Consider the following 16,820-nt stretch of genomic DNA (forward strand, 5'->3'; position numbering starts at 1 on the left):
TTGTGACCGACTCCCCGTTCCCGCTTGAACCCACCGCTGCCGAGGCCCAGGCCGCCATCGCCGAGGAATTCGGCTTCTTCGGCGACTGGTCCGAGCGCTACCAGTACCTGATCGACCTCGGCCGCAAGCTGCCGGCCTTCCCGGACGAATGGAAGACCGAAGAGCACCGCCTGCTCGGCTGCCAGTCGATGGTCTGGATCGTGCCGGAAGGCAACGCGCAGTCGCTGCGCTTCCATGCCATCAGTGATTCGGCCATCGTTTCCGGCCTGATCTTCCTGGCCCTGCGCGTGTACTCCGGGCGCTCGGCGCAGGAGATCCTGGATACCGAGCCCAGCTACATCCAGGACATCGGCCTGGCCCGACACCTCTCCCCCACCCGCAGCAACGGCGTGGCGGCGATGCTGGCCTTCATCCGCGAGACCGCGCAGGCCCAGCTGCAGCGCGACCCGTCGTGAGCGAGCCTGCCACAGCCGAAGACACCGCGCTGGGCCTGCTGTCCCGGCCCGGTTTCGCCAAGCTGCTGGCCTACCGCATCTTCGCGATGCTGTCCTACCAGGTGGTCGCGGTCACCGTCGGCTGGCACATCTACGAAGTCACCCGCAATCCGTTCTCACTGGGCCTGGTCGGCCTGGCCGAGGTGCTGCCGTTCTTCTGCGTGGCGCCGTTCGCCGGCTATCTGGTCGACCACCTGCCACGGCGCCGGCTTGGCATGGTGGCCTGTTCCGGGTTGATCGCCACGGCACTGGTGCTGACCGGCGTCGCCACGGGCTGGCTGCCGTTTGAAGGGGTATGGCCGATCTATGCGGCCATCGCCCTGACCGGCATGGTCCGTGCGTTCCTGTCGCCGATCTACAACGCACTGTTCGCCCGCGTGCTGGCCCGCGACCAGTTCGCGCGTGGCGCCGGACTCGGCGCGGTGGTGTTCCAGGCCGGCATGGTCGCCGGCCCGGCGCTGGGCGGCGTGCTGGTCGGCTTCGGCGGCAAGGGCCTGTCCTATGCCGTGGCGACTGCCTTCGCACTGGTGGCGATGGCCTGCCTGGCCACGCTGAAAGTGGAAGAACCAGTGCACACCGGTCCGGCCGCGCCGATCTTCAAGAGCATCGCCGAAGGCGCGCGCTTCGTGGTCGGCAACCGGATCATGGTCGGCGCGATGGCGCTGGACATGTTCTCGGTGCTGCTGGGCGGCGTGGTGGCGATGCTGCCGGCCTTCCTGCACGAAATCCTGCACCATGGCCCGGAAGGCCTGGGCATCCTGCGCGCGATGCCGGCGCTGGGCTCGGTCTGCGTGGGCCTGTGGCTGGCGCGCCACCCGCTGCACCGCAATGCCGGCCGCGTGCTGCTGTTCGCGGTGGCCGGCTTCGGCCTGTGCGTGATCGGCTTCGGGCTGTCGCAGCACTTCTGGCTGTCCGCGCTGATCCTGCTGTTCTACGGGGCCTTCGACGGCGTCTCGGTGGTGATCCGCTCGACCATCCTGCAGCTGGCCACGCCGGAAGAAATGCGCGGCCGGGTGTCGTCGATCAACGGCATCTTCATCAGTTCGTCCAACGAACTGGGCGCGTTCTATGCCGGCACGATGGCGAAGCTGCTCGGCCTGGTGCCGGCGGTGGTGCTGGGCGGGTTCGCGGTGCTGAGCGTGGCCGGGATCACCGCGTGGAAGAACCCGACGCTGCGGAAACTGAATCTTCGCGACCTGCAGTAGCGTCGGCTCGTCGTTTCCGCGACAGCCGCTTTACGTGCGCCGACGCATTGGTAGCGCCGGGCCATGCCCGGCGGCCCTTTTCCGCGACCGCGGCGGGGTGTCACTTTCTTTTCGCGAAAAGAAAGTATCCAAAGAAACGCTCCGCCATCCGCGAGCCGGTGCTTCGCACCGGTGCCCTGCGCTCCTCAGTGAATCAGGGGACGGCGCCGAACTCGCTGCGCTCAAACAGCGGCGCCTCTTCGCCCCTGATTCCCCTGCGGTGCTCGGCTCGCTACAAGGCGGACCCAACAGCCGCGAGCGCACGCATGACCGCTCCTGGTAGAGCCAAGCCATGCTTGGCTGTTCTTGCTCTTGCTCTTCCCTACCCTCCGGCTTCGGCCTGAGCCGAGCATGGGCTCGGCTCTACATCAGCCGCGCACGCAGGGAAGCGTCGAGAGCCTGCGGGTGGGTCCGGGCAGGACCGTCCGCGGCATGGATGCCGCGGCCGAGCTTACAGGGATGTACTTGCAGCGTGTCCTGCCCGGACCCACCCGCAGGCTCACCCCGATACCCGGAAGGCGCTGCTCTTCGCAGCCAACCCGAACCCAACAAAAAACCCGGCCGAAGCCGGGTTTTTCGCATGACCAGACAACGATCGGGAATCAGTCGCCCTGCTGCTTCTGCAGGTGCTCCCAACGCTCCTGGGCATCGATGGTGCGCTCGGCGGTCAGGCGCGCCTCCAGGCGCTCCAGGCCGATCTCTTCACCGGTGTCGACGCAGTAGCCGTAGTCGCCTGCTTCCAGGCGCTTGAGGGTGCTGTCGATCTTGCCGATCAGCTTGCGGTAGCGGTCGCGGGTACGCAGTTCCAGCGAGTTCTCGGTCTCGCGGGTCGCGCGCTCGGCTTCGTCGCCGATGTCACGCACTTCTTCGCGCAGGTTCTCGATGGTCTGCTTGGACTCTTCCACCAGGTCCGCACGCCAGTTCTGCAGGCGCTGGCGGAAGTATTCCTGCTGCAGCGGGCTCATGTATTCCTCTTCCGAGGACGGCTTGTAGCCAGCCGGCAGGATCGGGCGGCCAGTGGCCTCGTCGGTCTTGTATTCGACCACCTTGTACTTGCTGCGCGGGGCCGGTGCCGCCGAGCGGGCGGCGACGGCCACGGCAACCTTGCCGACAGGGCGCGACACGGTCTTCGGGGCGGAATCGGATTTCACGGCGGTTTTGGCAGGCGATTTCGAAACGGGCACGGGATTCTTGGATTGCGGGGCCTTCGAAGCGGCAGGAGCGGCGGCCGGGGCCGGCTTTGGGGCCGGTTGGGCTGCCGCCACTGCCACGGTCTTGGCCGGGACAGGCTTGGCCGGAGCCGGCTTGGCAGCAGGCTTCGGTGCGGACTTCACTACTGGGGCCGGGGCCGGCTTGGCGGCCGGAGCGGCAACATTCTTGGCAACCTTCTTTACAGCGGCAGGCGTGGCGACCGGTTTAGCCGCAGCGACCTTCTTTGCTACGGGCTTGGCGACCGGCTTGACCGCAGCCTTCGTCACCGCCGCCTTCTTCGCCACCGGCTTGGCGGCGGCCTTCTTGACCGGCGCGGCCTTGCTGGCGGCCTTCTTCACCACCGGCGCCTTCTTGCTGGCAGCGGCAGGCTTGGCCTTGGCAGGCGCAGCGGCCTTCTTCGCCACCGGCTTGGTTGCCTTGACCGGCGTTTTCTTTGCGGTGGCCTTCCTGGCCGCCGGTTGCGAGGACGCTGCCTTGGTCGCCGGCTTGCTCGCCGGTTTCTTGGCAACGGGCTTTGCCGCCAACTTCTTCACAACAGGCTTGGCGGTTTTCTTGGCGGCCGTTGCGGCCTTCTTTGCAGTTTTTTTAGCAGCCACGAAACGCTCTTCCTTGGATTCCCCGGGGCCCGGGAAAGCGGGCCTTTATAGCCTACCCGACCCGCAGCAGCAACCTCGGCACCCTGCTCCATTCAGTCCTGGAGTCAAGGTGCCCAAGGGGCAGTCCGACGAACACGGACCGCCTTGCGCGGTACGGAACCTGGCCAGCACCCGCGGGTGCTGGTACCGGTCGCAGGCCATCGGCGACATGCGACCAACGGCCCATCCTGCACAAATGCGGCCTTCATGCCAACTGGCATAAGATGACTGGGTGATCTCGCGCCTGCTCATTGCCCTGCTGCGCTTCTACAAGCGCTTCATCAGCCCCCTGCTGGGGCCGCGTTGCCGTTTCGTGCCGAGCTGTTCTGAATACGCGATGGACGCCATCTCCCGACACGGTCCGCTGCGCGGCAGCTGGCTGGCTGCGCGCCGGCTGGGCCGCTGCCATCCGTTCCATCCCGGCGGCTTCGACCCGGTGCCCGAATCCACCCACGCCCCCTCTTGCCGTTGCACAGGAAAACACTGACATGTCCTCCACCCTCATCACCAACGCCCGGATGGTCAACGAAGGCCGTACCTTCGACGGCGACCTGCGCATCGAGAACGGCCGCATCGCGCAGATCGGCAGCGGGTTGACGCCGCGCGACGGCGAACAGGTGGTGGACGCGGCCGGGCGCTGGCTGCTGCCCGGCATGATCGACGACCAGGTGCACTTCCGCGAACCGGGCCTGACCCACAAGGGTGACATCGCCAGCGAATCGGCGGCGGCCGTGGCCGGTGGCCTGACCAGCTTCATGGACATGCCCAACACCAACCCGCCGACCCTGGATTCGACCATCCTGGAAGCCAAGTACGATCTGGCGCGCGGCCGCGCCTGGGCCAACTACGGCTTCTACCACGGCGCCAGCAATGACAACCTGGAGGCGATCCGTGCGCTGGACCCGAAGAAGGCCCCGGGCGTAAAGGTGTTCATGGGCGCCTCCACCGGCAACATGCTGGTGGACAACCCGGAAACGCTGGACGCGATCTTCCGCGAATGCCCGACCCCGATCATCACGCACTGCGAAGACACGCCGATGATCGATGCCAACCTGAAGGCGTTCCAGGAAAAGTACGGCGACGCACTGACCCCGGACATGCATCCGGACATCCGTTCGCGCGAAGCCTGCATCAAGTCCACCCGCCTGGCGATGTCGCTGGCGCGCAAGCACGGCACCCGCCTGCACGTGCTGCACATCTCCACTGCCGATGAGCTGGCGCTGTTCGAGAAGGGCCCGCTGATCCGCGCCGACGGCAGCCGCAAGCAGATCACTGCCGAAACCTGCGTGCACTTCCTGCACTTCGCGCGCCCGGATTACGCGACCAAGGGCAACCTGATCAAGTGCAACCCGGCGATCAAGGAAGTGTCCGACCGCGAAGCGATCACCGCTGCGCTGGCCGACGACGTGCTGGACGTGCTGGCCACCGACCACGCGCCGCACACCTGGGAAGAAAAGCAGAAGCCGTACGCGCAGGCACCGTCGGGCCTGCCGCTGGTGCAGTACGCGCTGGTGGCCGCGCTGGAACGCGTGCACGAAGGCAAGCTGACCCGCGAGCAGGTGGTGCAGAAGTTCGCCCACGCCCCGGCACAGTTGTTCGACGTGGAAGAACGTGGCTTCCTGCGCGAAGGCTACTTCGCCGATCTGGTCCTGGTCGAAGACGTGCCGTTCACCGTCAAGCGCGAGGACGTGCTGTCCAAGTGCGGCTGGTCGCCGTTCGAAGGCACCACCTTCCGTTCGCGCGTGGCCTCCACCTGGGTCAACGGCCAGCTGGTGTGGGACGGCAGCAAGCTCGTTGGCGAGCCGGCCGGCCAGCGCATGACCTACGACCGCTGATGCGCTCCGCTCTTCTGATCGGGGCGCTGCTGGCGGCGCCCCTGTTCACCGCACCGTCGGCGCAGGCACAGGACGGCATCGGCAGCCTGATCGACAGCCGCGTGGTGTTCCCGGCCAGCGCGTCGCAGGGCGCACTGGTGATCGGCAAGGTACCCGCCGGCAGCCGCGTGCAGTACGCCGGCCGCCAACTGCGGGTGAGCGGCTATGGCAGCGTGGTGTTCGGCATCGGCCGCGACGAGAAGGGCCCGTTGCGCGTGCTGGTGCAACGCGCCGACGGTGGCAGCGAAACCGTGACCATCGCGGTGACCCCGCGCGACTGGCCCACCGAGCGGGTCAACGGCGTGCCGCCGAAGACGGTGAACCCGCCGCCGGCGATTGCCGAGCGGATCAAGCGCGAACAGGCGCAGGTAACTGCGGCACGTGCCCGCGATGACGACCGCACTGATTTCACCCAGACCTTCATCTGGCCGGTGCAGGGCCGTATCAGTGGCCGCTTCGGCAATGCGCGCGTCTACAACGGCCAGCCCGGCGCCGGTCATTCCGGCATGGACATCGCGGTGCCGACCGGCACGCCGGTGAAGGCACCCGCCGCCGGCATCGTCACCTTCGCCGGCCCGGACCTGTACCTGACCGGCGGCACGCTGCTGCTCGACCACGGCTTCGGCGTCAGTTCCAACTTCCTGCACCTGTCACGCATCGACGTGAAGGTCGGTGATCGCGTGGAACAGGGCCAGGTGATCGCTGCGGTCGGCGCCACCGGCCGTGCCACCGGCCCGCACCTGCACTGGGGCATGAACTGGTTCGATACCCGAATCGATCCGCTGCTGGTGCTGGAACGCAAATAACGCGCGCAATGCGCTTGGGTGGGTGCCGACCTTGGTCGGCACGACCGCGCGCGAAACCGGCATTCATCCACGCATGGCGTGGATCTACCGGGTACCGATCTTGGTCGGCACAATCCCTCAGAGCGTGCGGACCAAGGTCCGCACCCACCAGAAGCAGTCAGCAGGGCCGATCGATCAACCGCGCGCCGCCCACCACACCCGCAGCAGGGTGCGCACCGGGGTGGCTTCGATCGGCTTGCCTGCGGCCTGCGCCGCCACGCGGGCACGTGCCAGGCTGGACCACACGCGGCGCGGGCGCGGGCCCGGCACGCGGGTACCCCACCCCTTCAACAGATGCTGTGCCCAGCGCTGCGCGGCGGTGCTGGAATCCTCATCCAGCAGGCTGCGTGGTACACCGGCCACGCCGGCATCCTGCAGGCGCTGGGCCAGGGTCTGCAGCTGCACCGCACGGCCGGCACCGGTGCGCGGCTTGTCCGCGAACAACGCCGCCTCGACCGCAGCCACGGCTTCAGCGTAGTTGGCCAGCGCACGCTCGGCACTGGCGGCGTCCAGCGCGACGGTACGCGCTTCAACCAGATCCGGAAGTGCTTCGGCCAGTTGCCCCCACGGCGCACGCACCGGCTCCAGCAGACGGCCCAGTGGATGGCGCGAACGATGCCCGGCCCAGCTGCGCAGTTCCTCGCCCCACCATGCCAGCTTGGCATCGGCCGGCAGCGGATCGCCGCCGGTATTGAGCATGTCGTCGAACTCCTGCAGCAGCGCGAACCACGCCACGGCAAGCACGCGTTGCGATTCGGCCACGAACGGGGCGGCCACCGACCATTCCGGCCAACGGCTGCGCCACTTGTCGAGGAAACTGTCCAGCGCGGTACTGCTCACTACGTGATTCCTTACGGCTGGGCCGGGGCTGCCGGCCGGGTCGGCCAGAGACTGGCCAGTTGCAGAAGTTCGGCGTTCTCGACCAGCACGTCGGCCTGCCAGGTCAGCGGGTCGTCGCTGTGCAGGCGGTAGCCCCACAGCGCCGCCACCGACGGCATGGCGGCAGCGCGTGCGGCGATGATGTCGCGCTCGTCGTCACCCACGTACACGCAGTCTTCGGCGGCAATGCCAATGGCCTGCGCAGCGTGCAGCAGCGGCAGCGGGTGCGGCTTGCGTTCGGCCAGGCTGTCACCGCCGACCAGCACCGCGCAGCGCTGCTGCCAGCCATGCTGCGGCAGGATCAGGCGCGCCAGGTACTCGGGTTTGTTGGTGACGATGCCCCACACCGTACCGGCCTCATCCAGCGCGGCGAGCATGCCGGCCACGCCGTCGAACAGCACTGCGTGCTGGCCGATCAACGCTTCATAGCGCTGCAGGAATTCCGGGATCAGTGCATCGCGCGCAGCGGCATCCAGGTCCGGGAACGCGGCCGAGACCATCGCCCGCGAGCCCTTCGACACCACCGGGCGCAGTGCGGCCGGATCGATGGGTGCACGACCACGTTCGGCCAGCATCGCGTTGCAGGTGGCGACGAAGTCCGGCGCGCTGTCCAGCAACGTGCCATCCAGGTCGAACAGCACCGCACGCGGGAAGCGGGCGGAGGTCATGCCGGCTTGACCGCGTAGGCCAGGTAGTTGATGTCGGTGCGGCTGCTCAGGCGGGCGTGGTTGCGCCACGGCTCGTAGGCCATGCCGCTGACGTCCACCAGCTGCATGTCGGCCTCGCGCAGCCAGCGCGCCAGCTCGGCCGGCTTGATGAATTCCTGGTAGTGGTGCGTGCCCTTGGGCAGCAGGCGCGCCACGTACTCGGCGCCGACAATCGCCACCGCGAAGGCAGCAGCGGTGCGGTTGATGGTCGACAGGAACAGGTGACCGCCCGGCTTCAGCAGGCGCTTGCAGGCTTCGATGATCGCGCCCGGATCCGGCACGTGCTCGAGCATTTCCATGCAGGTGACCACATCGAAACTGCCCGGCTGCTCGGCAGCCAGGTCCTCGGCGGCCTGGACGCGATAATCAACCTTGGCACCGCTTTCCAGCGCGTGCAGGCGCGCGACCTTGACCAGTTCCGGGGCAAGATCAATCGCGGTGACGTCGGCACCGGACTGCGCCAGCGCCTCGCTCAGCAGGCCGCCACCGCAGCCGATGTCCAGCACGCGCGCACCGCGCAGCGGCACGCGGTCGGCCACGTACTTCAGCCGCACCGGGTTCAGCGCATGCAGCGGCTTCTGCGGGCCGTCAGCGTCCCACCAGCGGTTGGCCAGCGCGGCGAACTTGTCCAGCTCGGCCTGATCGAAATTGGAGGAAGCGTGGGGGGCAGTCATGGGGAAGTCCTTGCAGCGCCAGGGTTCAGGCGCGGATATGACGGATACGCTCGCGCCACTGGCGCGCGTTGGCGATGATGCCCGGCAGGTCCATGCCGACCAGCTCGCGCTGCACCAGCTTCGGCTTGCCGGCAATCCAGACATCGCTGACCTGCTGGCGGCCGGTGGCGTACACCAGCTGCGACAGCACGTTGTGCAGCGGCTGGGTTTCCAGCGCGGACAGGTCGACGCAGACCAGGTCGGCCTGCTTGCCGACCTCGATCGAGCCAATGCGCTCGCCGAAGCCCAGCGCGCGGGCGCCACCCAGCGTGGAGGCGCGCAACGTGGTCGCCGCGTCCAGCGCGGTGGCGTCGTCGGCCACGGCCTTGGCCAGGATCGCCGCGGTGCGGTTCTCGCTGAACATGTCCAGGTCGTTGTTGCTGGCGCAGCCGTCGGTGCCGATGGCCAGGTTCACGCCGGCGCGCTGCAGGGCGCAGGCCGGGCAGAAACCGGAGGCCAGTTTCAGGTTCGATTCCGGGCAATGCACCACGCTGACACCGCGCTCGGCGCACAGGTGGATCTCGGCCTCGGTCAGCTGGGTCATGTGCACCGCGATCAGGCGGTCGTTGACCAGGCCGAGGCGATCCAGCCGCGCCAGCGGACGCTGGCCGTGCAGCTTGATCGAATCGGTGATTTCCTGCGCGGTCTCGTGGGTGTGCAGGTGGACCTGCATGTCGAGCTGGTCGGACAGCATCCGCACCCGCTCGAAATTGGCATCGTTGACGGTGTACGGCGCGTGCGGCGCGAACGCGGTGCCGATCAGCGGATCCGTGCGCCACTGGTCATGCAGTTCACCGGCCTTGGCGAAGTACTCGTCGTCGGTCTTGGCCCAGGCGGTGGGGAAATCGATGATGACCGCGCCGACCAGCGCGCGGAAACCATGCTTCTTGTAGACCGCGGCCTGCACGTCGCCGAAGAAGTAGTTCTCGTTGGCGCAGGTGGTGCCGCCGCGCAGCATCTCGGCGATGGCCAGGGTGGTGCCGTCGGCGACGAATTCGGGGCCGATCACCGCCGCTTCCACCGGCCAGATGTGCTGCTGCAGCCACGTCATCAGCGGCAGGTCGTCGGCGACGCCGCGCAGCAGGGTCATCGGATTGTGCGTGTGCGCGTTGACCAGGCCCGGCATCAGCGCCGCCTCGGGGCGGCTGACCACCTGCGCGGCGCGGAAGCGCGCGCGCGCCTCGGCGCGCGGCAGGACGGCCACGATCTCGCTGCCACGCACGGCAACGGCATGGTCTTCCAGCACCACCGCATGCGGCTCGATCGGAACGACATAACCGGCTTCGATGAGCAGGTCGCAGGCTTCGGGGAGGTGCGGGCTATCGCTCATGCGGGCTCACTGGCTATTGGAGAAGGGCCTGGCGGGAGGCGGTAGCGCCGGGCCATGCCCGGCGGCTGTCCGCTGCGGCGCCATGGGCGCCAGCAACGGGTCCGGGCGGTGCCCGGAAAGCCGAGCACGGGCTCGGCTCTACAGTATGGTCGGCCTGCGGCCGGAACCTTACTTGACGCGTGCGGAGTACTCGCCCGAACGGGTGTCGACGCGGATCACTTCGTCCTGGTTGACGAACAGCGGCACGCGGACCACGGCGCCGGTTTCCAGGGTGGCCGGCTTGCCGCCGCCGCCCGAGGTGTCGCCACGGACGCCCGGATCGGTTTCGGTGATCTTCAGCTCGACGAAGTTCGGCGGCTGCACGAAGATCGGCTCACCGTTCCACAGGGTGACCACGCAGGACTCTTCGCCCTTCAGCCACTTCTCGGCGCCGCCCATGCCGGCCTTGGTGGCCTGGACCTGCTCGAAGGATTCCGGGTCCATGAAGTGCCAGTACTCGCCGTCGCTGTACATGAAGTTCATGTCGGTATCGACGACGTCGGCTGCATCCAGCGAGTCGGTCGACTTCATGGTCACTTCCTGGGTGCGACCGTCCTTGATCAGGCGGTACTTCACGCGGGTGAAGGCCTGGCCCTTGCCCGGCTTGACGTATTCGGTGTCGATGATGACGGCCGGTTGGTTGTTGACCAGGATCTTCATCCCGTTCTTGACGTCGTTCATGCCGTAGCTGGCCATGCGTAAACTCCTGAGTGGCAAAAACACCGCGGGTGCGGCGAGCCGTTAGAATGGAAAGCCCACCGGATGCCGGTGGGCGACTGTTTTTCTGCCCCCATGATAACCGCAGGCCCCCTCTCCATGCAGCTTTCCGCCTTCCCCCGGCCCCAGTCGCCAGGCGCGCCCGCGCGCTGGCAGCAGCTCTGGCGCCAGGCACTGCGCGACCCGCAGGCCCTGCTGGCCCGGCTGCAGCTGGACCCGGCCGCGCTGGGCGTCTCGGACGCGGCCATGGCCCAGTTCGCACTGCGCGTGCCGGAGGGGTTCGTGGCCCGCATGCGCAAGGGTGATCCGGCCGATCCGCTGCTGCGGCAGGTGCTGCCGATCGACGAGGAAATGCGTCCCGCCCCCGGGTTCAGCTTCGATGCGGTGGGCGATGGTGCGGCCAAGAAGGCCACCGGCGTCATCCAGAAATACCGTGGCCGCGCCCTGCTGGTCGCCACCGGCAGCTGCGCGATCAACTGCCGCTACTGCTTCCGCCGCCACTTCGACTATGGCGCGGAGAACGCCGCCAAGGGTGGCTGGCAGGAGGCCGTAGCCGCCATCGCCGCCGACCCGGACATCGACGAGGTGATCCTGTCCGGCGGCGATCCACTGTCTCTGGCCACGCACAAGCTGGTCGAGCTGACCGATGCCCTGCGCGCGATTCCGCACATCCGCCGCCTGCGCATCCACAGCCGCCTGCCGATCGTGCTGCCCGAGCGCGTGGACGAGGAGTTGCTGGCCTGGCTGGGTGGCCTGCCGTGGCCGCTGGCCATCGTGGTCCACGCCAACCACGCCAACGAATTCGACGCCAGCGTGGATGCCGCGATGGCGCGCCTGCGTGGCACCGGCGCCCAGCTGCTGAACCAGGCGGTGCTGCTGCGTGGGGTCAACGACAGCGTGCAGGCGCTGCAGGACCTGAGCGAGCGCAGTTTCGCCGCTGGCGTACTGCCCTACTACCTGCACCAGCTGGACCGGGTCGAAGGCGTGGCCCACTTCGAAGTGGATGACACCCAGGCCAAGGCATTGATTGCCGGGCTGACCGCGCGCCTGTCCGGTTATCTGATCCCGAAACTGGTGCGCGAACTGCCGGGCGACCCGAGCAAGCGCCTGGTGTAATCCGGTGTCGGGGTCAGAGGCCTGATTCGATCATCCGCACCACTTCGGTGGCGGTCACCGGATGGCTCAGCCAATAGCCCTGGCCCAGATCACAGCCACGCTGCGCAAGCAGCTCGTACTGCGCCTGCTGTTCGATGCCCTCGGCCACCACAGTGATGCCCAGCGCGTGGGCCATGGCAATGATCGCCGTGGTCAGCGCGAGGTCATCGGGGTCACGCTGCATGTCGGCCACGAAGCTCTTGTCGATCTTCACGCCGTCCACGGGTACCTGGCGCAGATGACTGAGCCCGGAGAAGCCGGTCCCGAAATCATCCAGCCAGACCTTCACGCCGGTGCGGTGCAGCTTGTCCAGCAGCTGCGCGGCGACCATCTCGTCGCCGATCACGGCGGTCTCGGTCAGCTCCAGATGCAGGCGCGACGCTGGCAGCCCGGATTCATGCAGGCATTGCGCGACCAGCGCCGGCAGTTCGCCGCCGCGCAGCTGCCGCGGTGACACGTTGACCGATACAAACAGGTCGTCGCCTGCCACGCCACGTGGCCATTGCGAGGCCTCCATGCAGGCCGCACGCAGTACCTTCGGGCCGATGATTTCGATCAGCCCGCTCTGCTCGGCCACTTCGATGAACACCGATGGCGGAATCGTGCCCAGCGTCGGATGCTGCCAGCGCAGCAGCACTTCGACGCCGACCATGCGACGGTCGCGCATACGGAAGATCGGCTGGTAGGCCAGGCGCAGTTCGCCGCGCTCCCAGGCCCCGCGCAGCTCCTGCTCCATGTGCACGCGACGCTCCACCGCATGGTCCATCGCCCGGCTGTAGTAGCGATAGCAGTTCTTGCCCGCCATCTTCGCCTGGTACATGGCGATGTCGCCGTTCTTCAGCAGCGTCGTCGCGTCGGCCGCATCATCGGGGAACAGGGTCACGCCGATCGAGGTACCGAGGAACAGCTCCCGGCCCTGCACCACCAGCGGCCTGCCCAGCTCACGCACCAGCACCTCGGCCAGCAGCCGCGCGTTGGCGGCCACGTCACCGTCGCCGACCAGAATCACGAATTCATCGCCACCGAAGCGGGCCAGCAGGGCCTCGTCACCGCCCGCTTCCGCGACCGCGCGACCGATGCGCTGTGCGAACTGCAGCAACGCCTCGTCACCGGCCTCATGGCCAAGCGTGTCGTTGACCCGCTTGAAATCATCGATGTCGGCGAACAGCAGGCCCAACCGGTGATTGGCGGCACGCGCCGCCATCAACCGATGGTCCAGCGCTTCGCGGAACGCCAGCCGGTTGGTCAGCCCGGTCAAGGCATCGGTGTAGGCCATGTGCCGCACTTCACGGTCATGGCGGGCGATGGCATCGCGCATGCGGGCGAAGCCACGCACCAGCTCACCCACTTCGTCGTCACGGGTGTTCTCGGCCAGCGGTGTCTGGTAGTCCCCCGCCTCGATGCGACGCGCGGCTGCTGCCAGGTCGCGGATCGGCGCGACCAGCGTGCGCTGCACGTACAGGATCACCACCACGCCAATCACCACCAGCAACCCCAGCATCAGCAGCAACCATCCGAGGTGGCGGCTGCCGACCAGTTGCAGGCGCTCGCCAAGGGTGGCATTGGCCGCCTGTTCGCGTTGCTGCACCTCGTCCAGCGCCATGCCGACGCGGACGCCGCCGATACGCTGGTTGCCGACCATGATCGGCATCGTGTTGTCCAGCACCTTCGGCGATTCCTGCACCAGCAATGCCTGCGCCGCCGCGGCCTTGGGCGCCAGGGGATCGGCCATCGGCTGGCCGAATCCCTGGACCTCGACCGAGCCGTCGTGCACCAGCCGGCCACGCTCGTCGAACACCAGTACATAACGCACCACCGGCTGTCGCGCGGTGCTGCGTACCAGTACGCCGACCTGGTCCAGGTCGCGGTAATACAGCGGGTTGGCCAGCGCATCGGACAACTCGCGCGCCATCGCCTCGCCGCGGCTGCGCACGCTGCGGTCGAACAATTCATGGATGACGCCACCGCTGAGGGTGCGCACCTCGCTCTGCATCGCCGTCTGGCGCCCCAGCAGCACCGCCAGGATCGCGACCACCACGACCATCGCTCCGCCCATCGCCAGCAGGAACCGGGCCTGCATCCCCGAGCCGAGCCACTTCATTCCACTTCCATCCGCACGCGCGTCAATCCTTGTTTCAATTCATCCAACCGCTGCTGCGCATGCGCATCGACACGGTGGAAACCAGAAGTGCCAAAAAAACGATGCAACGCGCCCTGCGCCTGCGGGTCGCTGGCTGCCTGGAGCAGGACCTCCTGCAGGCGATCACGCACCCGGGCATCGAGGTCGGCGCGGACCATCTCCACCGCACGCGGGTACGGCTCGGTGCGCAGCAGTTCGCGGAAATCGCGCCGGAATGCAGCCGGCACCCGCCGCTCGTCATTCCAGTCCACGCTGCTCACCGCCCCCACATCCGCCATCCCCTTGTGCACGTACGTCGCGATGTTCAACTCGCTGCGCGCGAACACATACCCCACGCTGTCACGCCCAGGCACGTCCCAGACCCCGGCCAGGATCTGCGGCGACAGGCCATGGTTCAGCAGGGTCATCACCGGCACCAGGTAGGCGCTGGTGGATGCCGTGTTCTGCAGGGCCAGGCGATGGCCGCGCAGGTCCTGCACCCGCTGGATGGGACTGTCGCTGCGCACGAAGAACACCGTCTGGTACTCGCGCACCCCGTTGCGTTCGGTCAGCAGCAAGGGGCGAGCGCCGCTGCGCTGGCCCAACGCCACTGCCGTACCGGAGGTTTCCGTGACCCAATCGACCCGTCCCCGCCGCAGATAGCTCGCCATCTGCTGCGGATCGCGGGCCATCAATATCCGCCCCTCCTGGATGCCCACGTCATGCATGCGAGCCACAACGTAGTCCAGCAAGGGCTGCAGCTGCTCGTAGTGGGCCTTTGGATCATCGCTGATCCGGCCCAGCACCAGCACCGGGTCCGGTGCTGCACGCACCGTCCCGGCCAGCAGGACCATGGCCAGGCTCAGCAGTCCCCCCTGCATTGCCTTTCGCAGACCCGACACAGGCTTCATCCCCCCTGGGTATCCAGACAGACTACCCGAAAAAATGAGAACGTCGTCAGCTGCCCTTGCCGCCTGCCTGGGCCAGTCGCGCCATGCGCTGGGTGTCGGCGAGGATGCCGCGCAGCAGGCGCACTTCCTGTTCGGTGGGCTCGCTGCGCAGGAACAGGCGGCGCAGCTTGCGCATCGCCGACTCGGGGGCGCGGCCCTTGTGGAAATCGATCTCGTCCAGCGTGTCACCCAGCTGGGCGAAGAAGCTCTCCATCTGCTCGTGGCTGGCCGCCTGTTCGCGGAAGCCGGGTTCGGTTTCTGCAACCGGCTGCGCCCCAAGCAGTTGCATGCGCGTTTCGTACGCCAGCACCTGCACGGCGGCGGCCAGGTTGAGCGAACTGAACTCCGGGTCTGACGGGATGTGCACTGCGGCGTGGCAGAGCTGCAGCTCCTCGTTGGTCAGGCCGGTGCGCTCACGGCCGAACACCAGTGCCACCTCGGCACCTTCGCCCGCCTTGGCCACCGCACGGGCGGCAGCATCGGCCGGCAGGTACTCCTCCAGCTGGACGCGGCGGGCACGGGCCGTGCAGCCCAGTACCAGGCGACAGTCAGCCACGGCCTCGGCCAGGGTAGCCACCACCGGGGCGTCCCCCAGCACGTCTTCGGCACCGGCCGAGCGGCGGAAGGCCTCTTCGTCGAGCGGCTTTTCGGGGGCGACCAGCACCAGGCGGGCCAGGCCCATGGTCTTCAGGGCGCGGGCGGCAGCCCCCATGTTGCCGGGGTGCTGGGTACCGACCAGGACGAATCGGAGGCGGGTTGCGGCAGGAAACTGGGACATGAACAGGGAAAAGGTCGAGCTGGACGATGACCAATGGTAAACTGTGCGGCCGGCCACTGCGCCGGACCCGCTCTTTTCCCCCGCCAGTCCATCTCTTCTGCCTTTCCGGGAGCCCACGCCATGCAGAAACCCGCCGTCACCGTCATGGTCAAGGCCGCCCGCCTCGCCGGCAACGTCCTGTTGCGCAACATCAACAAGCTCGAGGCACTGAACGTGGTGCAGAAGGGCCGGATGGACTACGCCAGCGAAGTGGATGCGGACGCGGAAAAGGTCATCGTCAAGGAACTCAAGCGCGCCTACCCGGACTACGGCATCTTCGGTGAAGAAGGTGGCGTGCAGGGCGAGCGCCGCCAGATGTGGGTCATCGACCCGCTGGATGGCACCAGCAACTACCTGCGCGGCGTGCCGCACTACTGCGTGTCGATCGCCCTGGTCGAGAACGGCGAGCCGACCGACGCGGTCATCTTCGACCCGCTGCGCAATGAGCTGTTCACCGCCAGCCGCGGTGCCGGTGCCGTGCTGAACGACCGCCGCATCCGCGTGGCCGACCGCAAGGACCTGGAAGGCACCATGATCCACACCGGCTTCGCCCCGCGCGAGCGCAGCCGCGCCAGTGCCCAGCTGAAGGCGGTCGACGCCCTGCTGGTGCACGGCGAGGACATCCGCCGCACCGGTTCGGCCGCGCTGGACCTGGCCTACGTGGCCTGCGGCCGTGCCGACGCCTACTTCGAGGCCGGTGTGAAGGCGTGGGACATCGCCGCCGGCCTGCTGCTGGTCCGCGAAGCGGGCGGCAAGGTCTGCGACTTCAAGGGCGCGACCCTGGGCCGCATGGACAACCGCGGCCCGGAGACCCACCAGATCGTGGCCGGCAACCTGAAGGTGGCCGAGTCGCTGCAGAAGGTGCTGGTCAACACCGGTTACGCGGCGGAGTTCGACGCGAAGTTCTGAGGTTCCGCGTAAGGCGGTTGATGGAGACGGCACCTGCGAGGGTGCCGTTTTCGTTTGTGCGCCGACGCATTGGCGCGCCAGGCGATGCCTGGGGATCATTTCCGCGACCACGGAGGGGTGTCACTTTCTTTGCTCGTGCAAAGAAAGTAACCAAAGAAACACGCCGCCAGGGCGCGAGCCG

Annotated in this window: 16 protein-coding genes; 7 read left to right on the forward strand and 9 right to left on the reverse strand. The window is 67.7% G+C overall.

The window, feature by feature from the left end; translation table 11 throughout:
• Positions 1 to 2: 2 nt before the first annotated feature.
• Both ACZK29_RS14815 and ACZK29_RS14820 read left to right on the forward strand, forming a co-directional pair.
• The gene (locus ACZK29_RS14815; RefSeq protein ID WP_049435092.1) at positions 3 to 455 is read left to right on the forward strand and encodes a SufE family protein; all 453 of its coding nucleotides are present in this window, start codon (positions 3 to 5) and stop codon (positions 453 to 455) included.
• Positions 452 to 1,699 carry an MFS transporter gene (locus tag ACZK29_RS14820; RefSeq protein WP_049429619.1) on the forward strand — a complete coding sequence of 416 codons (1,248 nt, stop codon included), beginning with the start codon at positions 452 to 454 and terminating at the stop codon, positions 1,697 to 1,699. Before ACZK29_RS14815 ends, ACZK29_RS14820 begins: the two co-directional genes overlap by 4 nt.
• Positions 1,700 to 2,340: 641 nt before the next feature.
• On the opposite strand, the gene dksA is transcribed toward ACZK29_RS14820, so the two are convergent.
• Positions 2,341 to 3,546 (reverse strand): RNA polymerase-binding protein DksA, encoded by a 1,206-nt coding sequence (gene dksA / locus ACZK29_RS14825; RefSeq protein WP_478446199.1) that lies wholly within the window; start codon positions 3,544 to 3,546, stop codon positions 2,341 to 2,343.
• A 271-nt stretch (positions 3,547 to 3,817) separates the two neighbouring features.
• On the opposite strand from dksA, the gene yidD reads away from it, so the two are divergent.
• The 3 genes from yidD to ACZK29_RS14840 are packed head-to-tail and all read left to right on the forward strand — an operon-like array spanning position 3,818 to position 6,265.
• Positions 3,818 to 4,072, forward strand: a complete 255-nt coding sequence (yidD, locus tag ACZK29_RS14830) for a membrane protein insertion efficiency factor YidD (RefSeq protein WP_005417723.1) — start codon at positions 3,818 to 3,820, stop codon at positions 4,070 to 4,072.
• Position 4,073: 1 nt separating this feature from the next.
• A complete protein-coding gene (locus ACZK29_RS14835) occupies positions 4,074 to 5,420 on the forward strand; it encodes a dihydroorotase (RefSeq protein ID WP_111202884.1) in 1,347 nt (448 codons plus the stop codon).
• Entirely contained in the window at positions 5,420 to 6,265 is an 846-nt protein-coding gene (locus ACZK29_RS14840; RefSeq protein WP_164146672.1) for a M23 family metallopeptidase, read from the forward strand. Before ACZK29_RS14835 ends, ACZK29_RS14840 begins: the two co-directional genes overlap by 1 nt.
• A 174-nt stretch (positions 6,266 to 6,439) precedes the next feature.
• On the opposite strand, the gene ACZK29_RS14845 is transcribed toward ACZK29_RS14840, so the two are convergent.
• The 5 genes from ACZK29_RS14845 to efp all read right to left on the reverse strand — a co-directional run bounded on the left by ACZK29_RS14845 (position 6,440) and on the right by efp (position 10,668).
• Positions 6,440 to 7,144 (reverse strand): phytoene/squalene synthase family protein, encoded by a 705-nt coding sequence (locus ACZK29_RS14845; RefSeq protein ID WP_478446200.1) that lies wholly within the window; start codon positions 7,142 to 7,144, stop codon positions 6,440 to 6,442.
• An 11-nt stretch (positions 7,145 to 7,155) separates the two neighbouring features.
• Entirely contained in the window at positions 7,156 to 7,851 is a 696-nt protein-coding gene (locus tag ACZK29_RS14850; RefSeq protein ID WP_478446201.1) for a phosphoglycolate phosphatase, read from the reverse strand.
• Positions 7,848 to 8,564 (reverse strand): bifunctional 2-polyprenyl-6-hydroxyphenol methylase/3-demethylubiquinol 3-O-methyltransferase UbiG, encoded by a 717-nt coding sequence (ubiG, locus tag ACZK29_RS14855; RefSeq protein WP_049429626.1) that lies wholly within the window; start codon positions 8,562 to 8,564, stop codon positions 7,848 to 7,850. Before ubiG ends, ACZK29_RS14850 begins: the two co-directional genes overlap by 4 nt.
• 25 nt (positions 8,565 to 8,589) lie before the next feature.
• The gene (locus ACZK29_RS14860; RefSeq protein ID WP_111202889.1) at positions 8,590 to 9,933 is read right to left on the reverse strand and encodes a TRZ/ATZ family hydrolase; all 1,344 of its coding nucleotides are present in this window, start codon (positions 9,931 to 9,933) and stop codon (positions 8,590 to 8,592) included.
• Between the two features lie 168 nt (positions 9,934 to 10,101).
• Positions 10,102 to 10,668: an elongation factor P gene (efp, locus tag ACZK29_RS14865; RefSeq protein ID WP_005410381.1), complete on the reverse strand. Its 567-nt coding sequence runs from the start codon at positions 10,666 to 10,668 to the stop codon at positions 10,102 to 10,104.
• A 96-nt stretch (positions 10,669 to 10,764) separates the two neighbouring features.
• Between efp and epmB the strand changes: the two genes are divergently transcribed.
• Positions 10,765 to 11,805 carry an EF-P beta-lysylation protein EpmB gene (gene epmB, locus ACZK29_RS14870; RefSeq protein ID WP_478446202.1) on the forward strand — a complete coding sequence of 347 codons (1,041 nt, stop codon included), beginning with the start codon at positions 10,765 to 10,767 and terminating at the stop codon, positions 11,803 to 11,805.
• Between the two features lie 13 nt (positions 11,806 to 11,818).
• On the opposite strand, the gene ACZK29_RS14875 is transcribed toward epmB, so the two are convergent.
• From ACZK29_RS14875 to ACZK29_RS14885, 3 genes are read right to left on the reverse strand one after another with little or no spacing between them, the layout of a single operon-like run.
• Positions 11,819 to 13,945 carry a putative bifunctional diguanylate cyclase/phosphodiesterase gene (locus ACZK29_RS14875; RefSeq protein WP_459047108.1) on the reverse strand — a complete coding sequence of 709 codons (2,127 nt, stop codon included), beginning with the start codon at positions 13,943 to 13,945 and terminating at the stop codon, positions 11,819 to 11,821.
• The gene (locus tag ACZK29_RS14880) at positions 13,942 to 14,874 is read right to left on the reverse strand and encodes a phosphate/phosphite/phosphonate ABC transporter substrate-binding protein (protein WP_111202894.1); all 933 of its coding nucleotides are present in this window, start codon (positions 14,872 to 14,874) and stop codon (positions 13,942 to 13,944) included. Before ACZK29_RS14880 ends, ACZK29_RS14875 begins: the two co-directional genes overlap by 4 nt.
• 46 nt (positions 14,875 to 14,920) lie before the next feature.
• Positions 14,921 to 15,691, reverse strand: coding sequence for an RNA methyltransferase (locus ACZK29_RS14885; protein WP_478446203.1), 771 nt, complete (start codon positions 15,689 to 15,691; stop codon positions 14,921 to 14,923).
• Positions 15,692 to 15,811: 120 nt separating this feature from the next.
• On the opposite strand from ACZK29_RS14885, the gene ACZK29_RS14890 reads away from it, so the two are divergent.
• Positions 15,812 to 16,639 carry an inositol monophosphatase family protein gene (locus ACZK29_RS14890; protein WP_005417749.1) on the forward strand — a complete coding sequence of 276 codons (828 nt, stop codon included), beginning with the start codon at positions 15,812 to 15,814 and terminating at the stop codon, positions 16,637 to 16,639.
• Positions 16,640 to 16,820: the final 181 nt, after the last annotated feature.

This window comes from Stenotrophomonas sp. 89682_Sma (assembly GCF_056481405.1).